The sequence below is a fragment of the Nitrospirillum guanabarense genome (assembly GCF_034653355.1).
Taxonomy (GTDB): Bacteria; Pseudomonadota; Alphaproteobacteria; order Azospirillales; family Azospirillaceae; genus Nitrospirillum.
Genome location: NZ_JAYEER010000001.1, coordinates 357497 through 373642, shown reverse-complemented (window position 1 = coordinate 373642; position 16146 = coordinate 357497). Strand labels below are relative to the sequence as shown.

Here is a 16146-nt window from a genome sequence, read left to right as displayed (position 1 = left end):
GTCAGTTCCCCCGCCAGACACGCGCGTGCAGGGGATTGAAGCCCATGCGGTAGACCAGATCCGCCGGCCGCTCGATGTCCCAGATCGCCAGGTCGCAGGACTTGCCCGCCTCCAGCGTGCCGATCTCGCGGTGCAGGCCCAAGGCGCGCGCCGCGTTGCGGGTGACGCCGGCGATGCATTCGTCCACCGTCATGCGGAACAGCGTGGCGCCCATGTTCATGACCAGCAGCAGCGAGATCAATGGCGAGGTCCCGGGGTTGCAGTCGGTGGCCAGCGCGACGGGCACCCCCGCCGCCCGAAAGGCCGCAAGGGGCGGCAGCTTCGTTTCGCGCACGAAATAAAAGGCGCCGGGCAGTAGCGTCGCCACGGTGCCGGCGGCGGCCATGGCCGCGATGCCATCGGCGTCGGTATATTCCAGGTGGTCGGCCGACAGGGCGCCATGCCGGGCGGCCAGTGCCGCGCCGGACAGGTTGGACAGTTGGTCGGCGTGCAGCTTGACCGGCAGCCCGTGGGCGGCGGCGGCGGCGAACATCCGCGCCGTCTGGTCCGGTGTGAAGCCGATGCCCTCGCAAAAGGCGTCGACCGCGTCGGCCAAGCCCTCCCGCGCCGCCGCCGGCAGCACGGTGTCGCAGAGGAAGTCGATATAGCCGTCGGCGTCGCCCCGGAATTCGGGGGGTAGCGCATGGGCGCCCAGGAAGGTGGTGGTGATCCGGACCGGCCGCGCTTCGCCCAGGCGCCGCGCGGCGCGCAGCATCCGCAGTTCGGCCGCCAGGTCCAGCCCGTATCCGGACTTGACCTCGACCGTGGTCGTTCCTTCCGCGATCAGCGCGTCCAGCCGGGGCAAGGCGCTGGCCGTCAGCCCGTCCACATCGGCGTCGCGCGTGGCGCGCATGGTGGAGACGATGCCGCCGCCGGCCCGGGCGATTTCCTCATAGGACGCGCCGGCCAGGCGCTGTTCGAACTCATGCGCGCGGCTGCCGCCGTGGACCAGATGCGTGTGACAGTCGATCAGCCCGGGGGTGATCCACCGGCCGTCGCAATCCACCACCGCGCCGGCGTCGAAATCGGGCGCGTCGATGGCGGGGCCCGCGTAGACGATCAACCCGTCGCGCATGGCCAGCACGCCGTCGTCAATGACGCCCAACCCGCTGGCCGGCCCATTGGCCAATTCCGGGCCGGCCAGCGTCGCCAAATGGGCGTTCGTCCACAGCTTGTCGCAACGCATGCCCGTTCTCCCGGCGGCCCTGGTCCGCCTCTATGGTTGCGTTCGCACCTTAGAATGTATAGACATATAGCGCAACAGGAGAATACGACATGGGCATCGACGGCGCTTCGGACGGGGCTTTCCATTTCGGCCAGGCCCTGCTTCCCGACGGTTGGGCTGACAATGTGCGGCTGACGGTCCGGAACGGCGTCATCATCGCCCTGGAGCGGGACGTGGCGCCCCAGGCCGGCGACGAGCGGCGGCCGGTTGTCCTGCCCGGCATGCCCAACCTGCACAGCCACGCCTTCCAGCGCGGCATGGCCGGCTTGGCGGAGGTGCGCGGGCCCGCGGGCGACAGCTTCTGGACCTGGCGCGAGGTCATGTACCGCTTCGTCGATCGCCTGTCGGCCGACGACCTGCGGGCCATCGCGGCGCTGGCCTATATGGAAATGCTGGAGGCCGGGTTCACCCGCGTCGGCGAATTCCATTATCTGCATCATGACCGTGATGGCGGGCGGTTCGCCGATCCGGCGGAAATGAGCGCCGCCATCGTCGCGGCGGCGGAAGAGACCGGCATCGCCCTGACCCACCTGCCGGTGTTCTACGCGCACTCCGGCTTCGGCGGGGCGGCCCCGGGGCATGGGCAGCGCCGCTTCCTGCATGACCTGGACGGTTTCGCCCGCCTGGTGGAGGCGGCGCGGGACGCGGCGCGGGCGTTGCCCGACGCGGTCGTCGGCGTGGCGCCGCACAGCCTGCGCGCCGTGACGCCGGAGGAGTTGCGGCAGGTGGTCGGCCTCGCGGGCGGGGCCCCCGTGCACATCCACATCGCCGAACAGGTGAAGGAGGTGGAGGACTGCGTGGCCTGGGCCGGGGCCCGGCCGGTGGAATGGCTGCTGGCCAACGTGGCCGTGGACGCCCGCTGGTGCCTGGTGCACGCCACCCACGTGACGCCGGCGGAGGTGGCGGGCATGGCGGCCAGTGGCGCCGTGGTCGGCCTGTGCCCCATCACGGAGGCCAATTTGGGCGACGGGATCTTCCCGGCCGCGGTCTACCTGTCCGCCGGCGGCCTGTTCGGCATCGGGTCGGACTCGAACGTCCTGATCGACGCCACCGAGGAACTGCGCCTGCTGGAATACGGCCAGCGCCTGGCCGGCCGCAGCCGCAACGTGTTCGCGGGCGCGCCGGGCCGGTCGACGGGTCAGGACCTTCTGGACGGCGCCCTGTCAGGGGGTGCCGTGGCCCTGGGCGCGCCGGCCGCCATCGCGGTGGGCCATGCGGCCGACCTGGTCAGCCTTGATGTCGGCCACCCGGCGTTGTGCGGTCGCCGGGGGGCGGCGCTGGTGGACGGCCTGATCTTCGCCGCCGGCCGTTCGGCCATTGACGGGGTCTGGCGCCGGGGAAGGCAGGTGGTTAATACTGGCCGGCACCAGCGGCGGGAAGCCATCGTCGCCCGTTATCGCGAAGTCCTTGAAAGATTGACCCAGTGACGCTGTCCCTGCATGAGCGCATTCGAACGGACATAGAATCGGCCATCCTGTCGGGAAAACTGGCGCCGGAAGAGCGGCTCCCCGTGGAGCATGAGCTGATGCAGGTGTACCAGTGCTCGCGCATGACGGTGAACAAGGCGCTGTCCGCCTTGGCGGCGGCGGGCCTGATCGAGCGGCGCAAGGGCGCCGGCTCCTTCGTCGGCCGTCCGCACGCCCATTCCATGATCCTCGACGTCCCGGACCTGTCGGTCGAGGTGGCCAAGCGCGGCCACGTCTACGGCTATCAGCTGCTGGCGCGCAAGCTGCGGGTGCCAGCCCGGGGTAACGCCGAGGAGGAACTTTTGGCGGGCGGGCGCCGGCTGCTGCAACTCGACGGACTGCATTCCGCCGATGGGGCGCCCATGGCGGTGGAACGCCGCCTGGTCAGCCTGGCCGCGGTGCCGGCCATCGCCGACGCGGATTTGGAGAGGGAGCCGCCCGGAACCTGGCTGCTGCGCCATGTCCCGTGGACGGAGGCGGAAACCCGAATCTCCGCCGTTTCCGCGGACGCGGAGACGGCGCGGCTGCTGAAGGTGGCGGCCGGCACCGCCTGTCTGCTGGTCGAGCGCCAGACCTGGCGCGGTTCGGAACGGATCACCTCCGTGCGCCAGTACTTCCTGGGCACGGCCTATCATCTGGTCGCCCGGTTCGGCAGCAGCCGGTCTTGACGCGTCCTTCAGGCGGCCGCGGTCGCAGCCTACAGCGGCATGAGCCCTTGGCTCATGCCGCTGGTCTGGCTTTTAGAACTTCTGGCCGAACTTGACGCCGAACAGACGCGGCTTGGTCGGGTAGATGCGCGCGTACTGCCCGGAGATTTCGGGGGCGGAGAAGGTGTTCCGGGTCAGCCCCCCGCGTTCGTCGAACAGGTTCTGGACATAGAATTCGGCGGTGGTGTTGCCGATCTTGCCGCCCATCGACACGTCGACGGTGGTGAAGCCGGGACTGTCGCCGACGAGGTCATTCGCCGTGGTCCCCAGGAAGCTGCGCGTGCTGGTCTGGTGATTCACGGAGCCCTGGACGAAGCTGTCCACCTCCCCCAGCAGGAATTCATAGCGGGCCGTTGTGTTGAATTTGATCCGGGGCTGCACCGGCAACCGCGTGCCCTTCGGCGCCGCGATGATGCCGGAGGCGCAGTCGGGGTTGCTGTTGGCGCCGATGGCGCAGAAGTCGGTCGCCAAGCGGGCATCGTTGAAGGCGCCCGATGCCGACAGGGTCAGGTTGCGGGTGACGGCCCAGGTGATGTCCGTCTCGACGCCGTACACCCGGGCGTCGCCGGCATTGTAGATGTTGGTCACGCTGCCGGAATTGAGCGCCACCAGGGCGTACTGCAGGTTGTTCCATTCCTCGTAATAGACGGCGCCGTTGAAGCGCAGCTTCTGATCGAACCAGGATGTCTTCCAGCCCAGCTCGTAATTGTCCAGGGTATCCGATCCATAGGGCTCGACCGCCGCCCGCCGGTTGTTGCCGCCAGGGCGATAGCCGGTGGAATATGTCGCATAGACCATGCGATCCGGATCGATCTGCCACGTCACGTTCAGCTTGTGGGTCTCGCCCGAGTCACTGAATTTCTTGTTGAGGTAGGAACAGCTGTTCAGCGACGGGAAGGGCGTCACGCAGCCGGCCTTCGCCGCGTCGCTGGCGAAGCCCGAGAAGCCGGTCAGCGTGTTGTCGGCGATGAATCCGCGCACACCGCCGGTCAGGGTGACGCTGGGCAGGATGTCGTAGGAGGCCTGGCTGAACACCGCGTAGTCGCGGTCGACGATGTGCACGTTGGTCAGGAAGATGTCGTCTTCATACACAGGCGATCCCTGTTGGGACGACCCGTAACCCGGCGCGTAATAGTTCGCCTGGAACTGGTTGGTCTGCTCTTGATAGAACAGGCCGGCAGTGACCCGCCAGCGGTTGGTTGAGGGCGAGCTGAAGCGCAATTCGTGGCTTTGCTTGGTCAGATCCTGATGCCCATAATAATATTGGGTGGGATCGATCTGCTTTCCCATCGAATTCGTGAAATACCCATAGTTGGGATAGGCGTCGTAGGCGACGGTGTAATAGCTGTAGTCGGCGTGGGTGTCGATCGACCGCTGCATATAGCCGCCGGAATAGAGCACATCCCAATCCCAGACCTTGCCCTCGACCGTCAGGGCCGCCTGGTACCACTTGTCGATGTTGCGTTCCGGCGCATAGTCGTGAACCTGCAGGTCGCCAGCCTTGGGATCGTAAAGGAAGGAGCCGTTGGACCGCTGGTGCTGGGCGATGACCTGCGGGGTGACGGTCCAGTCGTCGTCAAGGTCGATACCCAGGGCCACACGGCCGCCATAGGTGTCGACGTCGTTGAAGTTCTTTTTGACGAACTTCGCATTGTCCACGGTGATGGGGCTGTTGACCACCGTGCCGTCGTCCAGGGTATGGGGGCTCTGGTAGGTGCGCTGGTGGTAGGTGTTGTCGATGTAGCCGCCGTCATGTTCGTCAAAGCCGACGATGCGCACCGCCGCCCTGTCGCTGAGGGGGATGTTCACGAAGCCTTCGATGGTGCCGCCCAGGCTGCCCTTGTCGAAGCGGGTGCCCTGGACATCATAGCCGGCGGAGAATTTGGACGTGTCCGGCTTGTTGGTGATGATGCGCAGGGTGCCGGACAGGGAACTGGCGCCATAGAGCGTGCCTTGCGGTCCGGACAACGCCTCGACCCGGGCGACGTCATAGATGTGGACGTCCAGCAGAGAGCCGATGGTGGTGACGGGAATTTCATCCAGGTAGAAGCCGCTGGTGGGCAGGGCGCCGAACGGCAGGCCGTCGCCGCCGGACGAGATGCCGCGGAAGAACAGCTGGCTCTGGCCTGGTCCGAAAGACTGGAAAGAGACGCTGGGCAACTGCTTGGCGTAGTCGTCGAAGGATTGGACCTGATGCTGCTCCAGCGTGGCCGTGCCCAGCGCCTGCAGGCTGATGGGCACGTTCTGCAGGTTCTCGTTGCGCTTCTGCGCCGTCACCACGATTTCCATCAGGCCTTCATTCGCCGATTCCGGGGCCGCCGGCGCGGCGGGCGTGGTGTCGGCGGCGATGGCGGATTGCATTCCCCCTATCGGCGCCAGCGCCGTGGAGGCCAGGAGCAGGACCAGCCTGCCGGCCCGCTTGGTCTTAACTCGCATTATGATCGCCCTTTCCCATGAAGTTCCGCTTCTGTCCCTGTTCTTGTGGGTCTTCCGCCCTCTGGTATTTTGTTTTATTTTTAATTGATACGCAAAGTCACAACTCAACCTCAGGATATGTTTGCAAGACCGTGCCCAGCGCCGCTTTCAGCGGCGCCAGCCAGGGCTCGAAGCGCCGCCAATGGTCCAGCCCCTCGGTGAAGATGGGCTGGCGGACCTGCTCCGAACTGGGGGTGCGCACGGTGCGCCGGTTGTCCCAAAAGGCGAGGCACCCGTCCTCGAACGGCAGCCCCAGATGGTCCAGCAGGGCGCGGACCTCGCTTTCGGTGTCGGCCACCAGCCGTTCATAGATGACGCGGTGCACGGCGCCGGGCGCCGCCCGGTCCACATGGGCCATGAGCGTCGCGTAGTCCGCGTAATAGCGCCCCAGCTCCGCCAAGTCGTAGGTGAAGCCTTGGCCGCGCGCGAAATGCTGCTTGTAGGCGGACCAGCCCACGCCCAGGGGATGGCGGCGGACGTCCACGATGCGCGCCTGGGGCAGGATGGCGCGGATCAGCGCCACGTGCATCCAGTTGTTGGGCATCTTGTCGATGAAGAAGGGCTTGCCGTCGTGCCGGTGCACCCGTGTCCGCGCCAGGTATTCGGCGCCCAGCGCCTCCAGCGCGGCGGGGGCCAGGTCGCCCAGGCATTCCGGATAGCGGCCAGGGGGGGTGTTCCTGGCGGCGTCCTTGCCGGGGGCCGCCAGCCGCGCGGCGATGGCCATCATGTCGGGCAGTTCGCTGGTGCCTTCCACCATGCTGTGGCTGGCCAGGATCTGCTCCACCAGGGTTGAGCCCGAGCGGGGAAGGCCGACGATGAAGATCGGGTCCGGCGCCGGGCACCCGCCGTGGGTCCGGGCCAGGAACCCGCCATCCACCATGGCGGCGATGCGGGCGCATTGGTCGTGGGTCTCGTCCGGGTCGTAGGTCAGCTGCGCCCGGCGCAGGCGGTTGCCCTCGGCATAGGCCCGGAAGGTGGCGGCGTCATCGTCGCCGGCGTCCTCCAGGGCCTTGCCCAGCGCGAAGTGCAGGTGCAGCCGGTTTTCGTCGTCCATCGTGGCCAGCAGGCCGCGTTCCATGGCCGCCCTGTCATCCGCGGAGAAGCGGAAGGTCTTGAGATTGGCCAGGCTCCACCACGCCTCGCCCAGGGTGGGCTGCTGCTCAAGGGCGGTGCGGTAGGCGGCGATGGCCTCATCCACCCGGCCGATGGCCTTCAGGACATGGCCGTAGCTCATCCAGCCCTTGGCCTGCTGGGGATGGCGGGCCAGGACGTGGGCGTAGACCGTGGCGGCCGCGTCTTGCTCCCCGATCCGGACCAGCAGCGACGCCTTCAGCATCAGCACCGACGGATTGTCCGGCTCGGCGGCCAGCAGCCGTTCCACTTCGGCCAGGGCCTCCGCCGGCCGGTTGTGCCGCTGCAGCGTCCTGGCCAGCATCTCCCGCGCCGCGGTGAAGGCGGGCGCAAGGTGCAGCGCGCGGCTCAGCAGCTTGATCGCGTCGTCGTAGCGGCCCAGGCGCACGGCCAGTTCCGCCATCATGCGGATGGCGGCCACGTCGGTCGGCTGGGCGCGCAGCCGGTCCCGCAGCGCCCGCTCCGCCACGTTCAGCCGCCCTTCCAGCAGGGCGACGGCGGCCTGCGCCAGGATGGGGTCGCGGGTCGACGCCTTCACGCCCGCCAGGTGGGCCTTCTCCGCCTCCTCATGGTCGCCGCTGAGGTTGAGGGTGTCGGCCAGGGCCCGCCAGGCGGCGGCCAGGTTGGGGTTGGCCGCGACGGCGTGGCGCAGGTGATCCAGCGCGTCCCGCAGCTGGCCCAGGTCGCGCAGCGACAGGCCCAGTTCCATGGCCGCCGCCGCCGACCGGGGCTCCGCCGCCACCAGCCGGCGCAGAACGTCCGTCGCCGCCTGGGCATCCCCCGCCAGCCTCAGCGACCGGCCTTCGATCAGGCGGGCACGGGGATGGTCGGGCGCCGCCCTCAGCACTTCCGCGACCTGGGCGAGGGCCAGGGACGGGTTGGTGTCGGCCAGCATGGCCGCATGGTCCAGGGCCGCGTCGACCGTGGCCAGGGAGGAGGGGGCGGGCGAAGGGGCGGCGCCGGTCATGCGGGCCGCGCCTGGAAAGGGTGGGGGAGGGAATACGCAAGGTCCGACATCGGAAGCCAACTCCCGCTCAGGTTGGGCCCGCTTAGGGTGGGATCGCCCGTATATCCCGTGCCGGTGGATTTTTCATCACCGGCGGTGCCTGTTCATGCAGATTGTCTATACATTCATGTCCGGAACTAGTCTATACATAATTGCTGGCCCGGCCCGCCGGCCGTATGAATCTTGCGACCTGTCGCGCGTCTGGGGAATCTTCATGATGCTGCCCGCCGTCCTGCTGAACGCCCCCCTGAGCTGGCGTGATCTCAGCGCCGTCGCCCGGGGGGCCGCCCTGGTGCTGTCGCCGGAAGCATGGGCGCGCGTCGGTAGCGCGCATGCCTTGGTTGAGGCCATCGTCAGCCAGGGCATCCGGGCCTATGGGGTGAACACCGGCGTCGGCGCGCTGGTGAGCACGGTCGTGGACCGCGAGAAGCAGCGCGACCTGTCGCGCAACCTGGTGATGAGCCACGCCTGCGGCATGGGGCAGGCGCTGGAGACGGCGGCGGTGCGGGGCATCATCGCCGCCCAGGTCAACAATTTCGCCCACGGCCGGTCCGGCGTCCGGCCCGAGTTGGTCGAGGGGCTGCTGACGCTGCTGGCCAGGAATTGCGTTCCGGAGGTGCCGTCGCGCGGGTCCGTCGGTTACCTGACCCACATGGCCCATATCGGCCTGGTGCTGATCGGCGCGGGATCGGCCCATCTCAATGGCCAGCGCCTGTCCGGGCGGGCGGCGCTGGACGCCATCGGCATGTCGCCCCTGGTGCTTGATTCCAAGGAGGGGCTGAGCCTGGTGAACGGGTCGCCCTGCGCCACCGGCCTGGGCGGCTATGCGCTGTCGCGGATCGAGACGCTGCTGGACACCGCCGACGCGGTGGCGGCGCTGACGTTGGAGGCGCTGGGCGCCCAGACCTCCGCCTATGAGGAACAGGTCCTGCGTCTCAGGGTGTCGACCGGGCTGCACCAGGCTGGCGCCGCCCTGCGGAACCATTTGGCCGGCAGCCGCCGCCTGGCGCGCGCCGCCGGCACCCGGTTGCAGGACGCGCTCAGCCTGCGCGCCGTGCCGCACGTGCACGGCGCCGCCCGGGATGCCTTCGACGCCGTCTGCGCCGTGGTCGACCGAGAATTGCGCTCCGTCACCGACAACCCCATCGTCTCCGGAACGCCGGCGGCGCCGGTGGTGGAGTCCGAGGCGCACGCCGTGGCGCCCGCGCTGGCCATCGCCTTTGATTCACTGGCCATCGCGATCGCGCACCTGGGGGCCAATTCCGAACGCCATACCGACCGCCTCGTCAATCCGCTGGTCAGCGGCTTGCCCCCGTTCCTGGCCAGCGATCCCGGCGCCACCACCGGCTTCATGATCGCGCAGTACACCGCCTCCGCCCTGGTGGCGGACAACCGCCGCCTCTGCGCGCCCGCCAGCCTGGATGGCGGCATCAATTCGGCCTTGCAGGAGGATTATTTGGCCCACCCCACGGCGGCCGCGACCAAGCTGCTGGCCGTCATCGACAACACCGAATACATCCTGGGGATCGAGCTTCTGGCGGCGGTCGAGGCCCATGATCTGGCGGTCGACCCGGCGGATCGCGCGCCCGGCACCGCCGCCATACACCGCCACGTGCGCGCCCGGGTCGACCGCTACCGGGACGACCGGCCGCTTGCCGATCATCTCAATATCGGCGCCGAAATCATCAAGCGTGGCTTGCCGACATGACGGATGCCCTGTGATGACGCTGCCCTTCGAGGCGAGACGGCTAAGTCCGGGGCACGGCGGACCATTAAAGAAGGGACAGTTTCCCACCGGCCAGAACATAGTCCTTGAACACCGTGAAGCGCTCCTCAGTGGAAACGCCCAGGCGAGGATCCGTGGTGTCGCCGATACCCATGACCATGGGTGAGCCGGTGACGACATGCGGCCAGGGAACGCCGGGGATGGACGGGTCACCCTTCTTCATGAAGGCCAGCCAGTGTGCTTGCAGGGCATTGGAAACGGCGCGATCCCGGTCGGTGAAGACGCGTCCGCCTTTGCCCAGGGCGCCCATAACGTAGGGGACCTCGGCTGTGTGGAACGCGCCGAAGTCCTGGCCGCCGCTGGCCGGATACGGATGGTCGTACATATAGGCATAGACCGACTGCCCGCTCGCGGCCGTCCGTCTTTGGGCCCACAGCACCAGGCTGGCCATATAACGGTCCCTTGCCAGCAACTTGTACGAAGCCTGGGCATCCTCATCGGTGGCGTGGGGGTATAGGGCCAGCAGGCGATCGGCGAATGTGCCGTAGCGCTCATGGACCAGGGAGATGAAATCGGCTGGCGTCATCGCCGCGTTGCCGAACAGAATGCCTTCGTCGGTGTTGAAACCGGTCAAGAACGGCACCTTGCTCGCGACGGGGGCCGCCGGGTCATCGGGATCGCCCGCGACGACGACGGCGTCGAGGTTCGGGGCGAACGCTATGGTCGGCAATGACGGCTTGGCGCCGGGCCCAGGTGCGGGCGGGGGTGTGTCGGACGCCTGTTGCAGCGCTTCGGCGGATACGGCTCTCAGTTCGGCCAAGGACCGGACGCCCAGCTTTTCCGCGAGCCTGGTGCCGGTTGTTTCCGCTTCCGCCAGCGACGGCATGTGGATGCCCATGCCTGAGCCGCTTTGGGCCACCGCGCGCTGGAACAGGCCTTTGGCCAGCGGTGACACGACCAGGTCGTTGACCGCGGCGGCGCCGGCCGACTGGCCGGCGATGGTCACGTCCCCGGGATCGCCACCGAACTTGGCGATGTTGGCACGGACCCACTTCAACGCCTCGATCATGTCGAGCAGGCCGTAGTTGCCCGAACTGTGCAGCGCCGATTCCCTTGTCAACTCGGGGTGGGCCAGGAAGCCGAACACGCCCAGCCGATAGTTGATGGTGACGACGATGGCCCCCTTGGACGCCAGGCCGCTTCCGTCGTACACCGGGATGCTGTTGGATCCGCTGCCGAAGCCGCCGCCGTGGATGTAGAAGAACACGGGCAGCTTGCCGTTGACTTCGTGGGGTTTCCAGACGTTCAGGTAAAGGCAGTCCTCCGCCACGGGGCCCTGGATCAGGAACTCGGACGTGAAAGGACCGAACCCGCCGGGTGGGCCCTGATAGCAGGCCGGCGGGGCTTTGGTCGCGTCGCGGACGCCTTGCCAGGTTTTGACGGGCGCGGGATCCCGCCAGCGGAGCGGGCCCACCGGGGCCTGGGCGTAGGGTATGCCAAGGAATTCGTCGACCGCGCCCTTTTCCGCGCCACGGATTTCCCCGGAGTCGAGCCGGAGGATCGGTTGCGCCGCCGCGATGGCCGGCAACAGCAGCAGGGCGACGGCAGCGCCCGCCAGCATTTTGCACGCAATCATGAGGATGCCTCCCGATTTTATAATGGTGATGGTTTATAACGATGTGCGCGCCGGTGCAATAAACAAGAATAATAATTCTTGTTATGGAGGGTGTATGGGCATGGGGCGGCATCGCGTCGTAGAGTGGCCTGACGCCTTCCGGGGGAGGAGGATGGAAACGATCGTTCCTGCGGATCCGCAGGGTCTATCGATGCGTGGACAGCAACGACGCTCTGGTCCGAATGGGGCGGGGCGCGCCGTTACCATACCGGCGGAGGAGTCCCCGCGGGAAAATGGATGGTTTTCAGCGCCGCCGCGGGTAAGGTATTATATAGAATAATAATATGTATTCATGTTATAGGCGTTGGATACATGCGACAGCTTGCCGGCCTGCCGTCCCGCCCTTCGGCGCATGGCTGGCCGACGTGGGCGGCGCCATAACGAGAATCAACGGGAGGAGCGACATGGGTTGGCCCTGGACCGCCGCATTCTGTGTCATCGGAATTTTAGGCGCCGGGGTGGCGGCGCATGCGGCGGGGAGCGATGAGTGTCCTGCTGGGCAAAAGGTGGAGCCCGCGACGCTGTTCCAGGCCTTTGCGGACCAGTTGCTGGTGCGCAAGGACGCCCGTGGGGCTTATGAGACCTTCGCCGCCGCCGGCATGGTCCAGCGCAACCCGCCCTTTGGCGCCACCCGCGACAGCACCATCGTCCAATGGGAAAAGATGACGGGCATGCCGGACTCGCGTTTCACCATCGAAACGTTGGCCGTGAACGACGGCGTCGGGGTGGTGCGTTTCCATGGCCAGCTCAAGGCGGGTGAGCCGGGCGCCGTCATTACGCAGCACGATCGTCTGCGTTGCGGTAAGATCGTGGAGGAGTGGGCGGAGTTCAGCGCGGGGGCCAAATGATCAGCGGGGCTCCGGCGGGCCCGCGACCCACGGCCGTGTCCGCCATCGATCAGGCCGCCGCGATGTCCACCCGGCGCCGGAAGTTGGCGCTGGTCATCGTTGCCGGCGCTTTCATGATGGACCTGATCGACCTCACCATCGTCAACGTCGCCTTGCCGTCCATCCAGCGCGATCTGGGAGCCGGCTCGGTGGCGATGCAGTGGATGGTGGCCGGTTATGCCGTTGCCTTCGCCGTGTTGCTGATCACGGGTGGCCGGCTGGGGGATACCCATGGTTACCGCCGTCTGTTCATGGTGGGTGTCACCGGCTTCACCGTGACATCGCTGCTGTGTGGCGCGGCGGCCAGCCCGGCCCTGCTGGTGCTGTCGCGCCTGGCGCAGGGGGCTGCCGCCGCCTTGATGCTGCCCCAGGTGATGTCGCTGATCCAGGTGATGTACCCGCCGGCGGAGCGTATCGGCGCCCTGGCCATTTTCGGTGTGCTGGGCGGGCTGGCGGCCGTTCTCGGGCCCATCCTGGGCGGCCTCTTGATCGAGGCCGACCTGTTCGGGCTCGGCTGGCGGCCCATCTTCCTGATCAACGGCCCCCTGGGCGTGGCCGGCCTGATCGGCGCCTGGCGGGTGCTGCCATCCGGCCGGTCGTCACGGGCCAGCGGCATCGACATACCGGGCACGCTGCTGATCGCCGCGGCGCTGTTGGCTGTGATCCTGCCGCTGATGCAAGGTCGGGAGGCCGGCTGGCCTTGGTGGTGCCTGTCATCACTGGCCATGGCGCCCGTCCTGGGTTGGCTGTTTGTGCGGCACATCCGGCGGCGGTCGGTGACCGGCACCGCCCTGCTGGATCCCGGCCTGTTCGCCAACCGGGGTTTCACCATTGGCGTCTGCATCTCCCTCTGTTTCCAGGCGGTGACCGCGGGGTTGTTGTTCATCTTGACCTTGACGTTGCAATATGGCCTGGGCTGCTCGGCGCTGGAAACGGCCTTGGTGCATGTGCCCTACGCCGCGGGCGCCTCGGTGGCGATCGGTGTTGTCGCGCGGCGGGCGCTGCCACGCATCGGCCTGCGCCTCATCGGCATCGGCGTGGTGATCATGCTTACCGGCTTGGCAACGCTGTTCTCCTTGATCGCCGCGCAGGCGCCCCTTGTCGCGGTGGGAGGCGCCCTGCTGATCACCGGGACGGGCATGGGGCTGACGGGTGGTCCCTTGGGCCCCGTGACCTTGTCGGATGTGGACGTGGCTCACGCCGGGGCGGCATCAGGCACCATGAAGGCGGTCCAGCAACTGGGCGCCGCCTCTGGCGCCGCGCTGATCGGCAGCCTGTATTTCGCGCTGGCCCGCGACCTCGATCCCGACCACGCGCGGCGAAGCTTCCTGGCCACCCTGCCGGTGCTGGCGGGCCTGCTGCTGGTCGTGGGTGGGCTGGTCACGCGGCTGCCCAGGGACCTCCGGATTTTCAACAAGACATGATCGGAAGGGAGGAGGGGATGTCCAATCCCGTTCTGCGGCTTGGCCTCATCGGTGGTGGGCCTGGCAGTTTCATCGGGCCCGTTCACCGCATGGCGGCGGAGATGGATGGCCGTTTCCGCCTGGTCGCCGGCGCGTTCAGCAGCGATGCCGACAGATCGCGGCAGGGGGGCGCCATCTACGGCGTCGATTCTGCCCGGGCCTATCCCAGCTACCCGGCCATGATCGCCGCTGAGCGGGATCGGGCCGACGGCATCGACGCGGTGGCCATCGTCACCCCCAACCACGTCCATGTGCCGGCCAGCGTCCACGCCCTGCGGGCGGGCCTGCATGTCATGTGCGACAAGCCGGCCGCCCTGTCGTTGGCGGAAATGCGTGACCTGGCGGACGTGGCCGGCGAGGCCCGCGGCATCTACGCCCTGACCCACACCTATACAGGTTATCCCTTGGTTCGGGAGGCCAGGGCGCTGGTGGCGGCGGGCCGCATCGGCCGCCTGCGCAAGGTGGTGGTGGAATACAGCCAGGGCTGGCTGTCCACCCCGGTGGAGAACACGGGCCTCAAGCAGGCCGACTGGCGGACCGATCCCGGCCGCTCCGGCGCCGGCGGCTGTATCGGCGACATTGGCGTCCACGCGTTCAACCTGGCGGAATTCGTCACCGGCGCGCTGGTTACCCGCCTGTGCGCCGACCTGTCCACCGTGGTGCCGGGCCGGCGCCTGGACGACGACTGCAACATCCTGCTGCGTTTCGATGACGGCACGGCGGCAGGCGTGCCCGGGGTGCTTCATGCCTCACAGATCGCCGCCGGTGACCGGAACGGTTTGCGCCTGCGGGTCTTCGGCACCGAAGCCGGGCTGGACTGGTCCCAGGAAACCCCCAATGCCCTGACCATCAACGGCCTGGACGGCCGGGCCGAGGTGCTGCACGCCGGCGGTGGAGCCCTAGGCGCGGTGGCGCGGGCCGCTACCCGCCTGCCCATCGGGCATCCCGAGGGCTACATCGAGGCCTTCGCCAACCTGTACCGCGATTTCGCCGCCGCCATCCATGCCGGCCGCCTGCCCCCGGACGGCACCTTGCCCGGCGTGGACGCCGGCTTGCGGGGCATGGCCTTCATCGAAACGGCCGTGGCCAACAGCGCCGCCGGCGGCGGCTGGGTTCAGTTGGCCGTCTGAAGGCCTGATCTGACGGGACCTGATCTGACGGGAAAGGAAAATCCATGCGAACCATCAAAGGGCCGGGCATCTTCCTGGCGCAATTCGCCGGCGATGCGGCCCCTTTCAACAGCCTGGCCGGCATTGCCGCCTGGGCCGCGGGCCTGGGCTTCAAGGGGGTGCAGATCCCCAGTTGGGATGCCCGCCTTTTCAACCTGCGCCTGGCGGCGGAAAGCCGCGACTACGCGCAGGAGGTCACGGGCACGCTTGCCGCCCACGGCTTGGCCGTGACGGAACTGTCCACGCACCTGCAGGGGCAGCTGGTCGCCGTCCATCCCGCCTATGACGCGCAGTTCGACGGCTTCGCCGACCCATCGGTGCGCGGCAATCCGGCGGCGCGGCAGGCCTGGGCGGTGGACCAGATGCGGATGGCCGCCCGGGCCAGCGCCAACCTGGGGCTCACGGGGCACGCCACGTTCTCCGGCGCGCTGGCTTGGCCCTACCTTTATCCCTGGCCGCAGCGGCCGGCGGGCCTGGTGGAGGAGGCGTTCGCCGAGCTGGCGCGGCGCTGGCGGCCCATCCTGGATGCGTTCGACGACGTCGGCGTCGATGTTTGCTTCGAACTGCACCCGGGGGAGGACTTGCACGACGGCGCCACCTTCGAGCGTTTCTTGGATGCCGTGGGTCATCACCGCCGCGCCAACATCCTGTTCGATCCCAGCCATTTCGTGTTGCAGCAGCTCGACTATCTGGCCTTCATCGACCTCTATCATGAACGGATCCGCGCCTTCCACGTGAAGGATGCGGAATTCCGGCCCAACGGGCGGTCAGGCGTTTACGGCGGCTACCAGGGCTGGGTCGACCGGCCGGGGCGCTTCCGGTCCTTGGGTGACGGCCAAGTGGACTTCAGGGCCATCTTTTCGAAGATGGCGGCCTACGACTATCCCAACTGGGCCGTGCTGGAATGGGAGTGCGCCCTGAAACATCCCGAAGACGGCGCCCGCGAAGGCGCGCGCTTCATCCAGGACCATATCATCCGCGTGACCGAGCGGGCGTTCGATGATTTCGCGGATGCCGGGAGCGACAGGGCGCTGAACCGCCGCCTGCTCGGGCTCTGATCGGGGGTGCATCATTTGCGGAACGATTGATTTTTCAGAATAAGAATAATAATATTGGTACTAATATCGTTTCATGGTGGTCCTGCCGGTTTCCCGGCGCATGCGGCCGCCATTACCGG

General features: G+C 67.8%; 11 protein-coding genes. 7 read left to right on the top strand and 4 right to left on the bottom strand.

Annotation, left to right across the window (positions count from 1 at the left end; translation table 11 throughout):
- Window position 1: 1 nt before the first annotated feature.
- A complete protein-coding gene (gene hutI, locus UAA55_RS01455) occupies window positions 2–1225 on the bottom strand; it encodes an imidazolonepropionase (RefSeq protein WP_322950888.1) in 1224 nt (407 codons plus the stop codon).
- 89 nt (window positions 1226–1314) lie between these two features.
- Between hutI and UAA55_RS01450 the strand changes: the two genes are divergently transcribed.
- The gene (locus tag UAA55_RS01450; protein ID WP_322950887.1) at window positions 1315–2691 is read left to right on the top strand and encodes a formimidoylglutamate deiminase; all 1377 of its coding nucleotides are present in this window, start codon (window positions 1315–1317) and stop codon (window positions 2689–2691) included.
- Window positions 2688–3398: a histidine utilization repressor gene (hutC, locus tag UAA55_RS01445; RefSeq protein ID WP_322950886.1), complete on the top strand. Its 711-nt coding sequence runs from the start codon at window positions 2688–2690 to the stop codon at window positions 3396–3398. The genes UAA55_RS01450 and hutC overlap by 4 nt, the downstream gene beginning before the upstream one ends.
- Before the next feature lie 72 nt (window positions 3399–3470).
- Here the strand turns inward: hutC and UAA55_RS01440 are convergent, their stop codons facing one another.
- Both UAA55_RS01440 and UAA55_RS01435 read right to left on the bottom strand, forming a co-directional pair.
- Window positions 3471–5873 carry a TonB-dependent receptor gene (locus UAA55_RS01440; protein WP_322950885.1) on the bottom strand — a complete coding sequence of 801 codons (2403 nt, stop codon included), beginning with the start codon at window positions 5871–5873 and terminating at the stop codon, window positions 3471–3473.
- 97 nt (window positions 5874–5970) lie between these two features.
- Entirely contained in the window at window positions 5971–8010 is a 2040-nt protein-coding gene (locus UAA55_RS01435) for a tetratricopeptide repeat-containing sulfotransferase family protein (RefSeq protein ID WP_322950884.1), read from the bottom strand.
- A gap of 253 nt (window positions 8011–8263) precedes the next feature.
- On the opposite strand from UAA55_RS01435, the gene UAA55_RS01430 reads away from it, so the two are divergent.
- Window positions 8264–9757 carry an HAL/PAL/TAL family ammonia-lyase gene (locus UAA55_RS01430; protein WP_322950883.1) on the top strand — a complete coding sequence of 498 codons (1494 nt, stop codon included), beginning with the start codon at window positions 8264–8266 and terminating at the stop codon, window positions 9755–9757.
- Between the two features lie 64 nt (window positions 9758–9821).
- Here the strand turns inward: UAA55_RS01430 and UAA55_RS01425 are convergent, their stop codons facing one another.
- Window positions 9822–11411 carry a carboxylesterase/lipase family protein gene (locus UAA55_RS01425; RefSeq protein WP_322950882.1) on the bottom strand — a complete coding sequence of 530 codons (1590 nt, stop codon included), beginning with the start codon at window positions 11409–11411 and terminating at the stop codon, window positions 9822–9824.
- Between the two features lie 443 nt (window positions 11412–11854).
- On the opposite strand from UAA55_RS01425, the gene UAA55_RS01420 reads away from it, so the two are divergent.
- Genes UAA55_RS01420 through UAA55_RS01405 form a run of 4 tightly spaced genes read left to right on the top strand, consistent with a single transcriptional unit; the run spans window position 11855 to window position 16027 of the window.
- The gene (locus UAA55_RS01420; protein WP_322950881.1) at window positions 11855–12298 is read left to right on the top strand and encodes a hypothetical protein; all 444 of its coding nucleotides are present in this window, start codon (window positions 11855–11857) and stop codon (window positions 12296–12298) included.
- Between the two features lie 35 nt (window positions 12299–12333).
- On the top strand, window positions 12334–13761 hold the full coding sequence (locus UAA55_RS01415; RefSeq protein WP_322950880.1) for an MFS transporter: 1428 nt from the start codon (window positions 12334–12336) through the stop codon (window positions 13759–13761).
- Window positions 13762–13778: 17 nt separating this feature from the next.
- Entirely contained in the window at window positions 13779–14930 is a 1152-nt protein-coding gene (locus UAA55_RS01410) for a Gfo/Idh/MocA family protein (RefSeq protein WP_322950879.1), read from the top strand.
- Window positions 14931–14974: 44 nt separating this feature from the next.
- Entirely contained in the window at window positions 14975–16027 is a 1053-nt protein-coding gene (locus UAA55_RS01405) for a sugar phosphate isomerase/epimerase family protein (RefSeq protein WP_322950878.1), read from the top strand.
- The last annotated feature ends 119 nt before the right edge of the window (window positions 16028–16146 follow it).

What these genes read in the sequence shown, in the direction of transcription:
- hutI (WP_322950888.1), bottom strand. Translation starts at nt 1,225, where the DNA reads ATGCGTTGCGACAAGCTGTGGACGAACGCCCATTTGGCGACGCTGGCC.
- UAA55_RS01450 (WP_322950887.1), top strand. Translation starts at nt 1,315, where the DNA reads ATGGGCATCGACGGCGCTTCGGACGGGGCTTTCCATTTCGGCCAGGCC.
- UAA55_RS01440 (WP_322950885.1), bottom strand. Translation starts at nt 5,873, where the DNA reads ATGCGAGTTAAGACCAAGCGGGCCGGCAGGCTGGTCCTGCTCCTGGCC.
- UAA55_RS01435 (WP_322950884.1), bottom strand. Translation starts at nt 8,010, where the DNA reads ATGACCGGCGCCGCCCCTTCGCCCGCCCCCTCCTCCCTGGCCACGGTC.
- UAA55_RS01430 (WP_322950883.1), top strand. Translation starts at nt 8,264, where the DNA reads ATGATGCTGCCCGCCGTCCTGCTGAACGCCCCCCTGAGCTGGCGTGAT.
- UAA55_RS01425 (WP_322950882.1), bottom strand. Translation starts at nt 11,411, where the DNA reads ATGATTGCGTGCAAAATGCTGGCGGGCGCTGCCGTCGCCCTGCTGCTG.
- UAA55_RS01420 (WP_322950881.1), top strand. Translation starts at nt 11,855, where the DNA reads ATGGGTTGGCCCTGGACCGCCGCATTCTGTGTCATCGGAATTTTAGGC.
- UAA55_RS01410 (WP_322950879.1), top strand. Translation starts at nt 13,779, where the DNA reads ATGTCCAATCCCGTTCTGCGGCTTGGCCTCATCGGTGGTGGGCCTGGC.
- UAA55_RS01405 (WP_322950878.1), top strand. Translation starts at nt 14,975, where the DNA reads ATGCGAACCATCAAAGGGCCGGGCATCTTCCTGGCGCAATTCGCCGGC.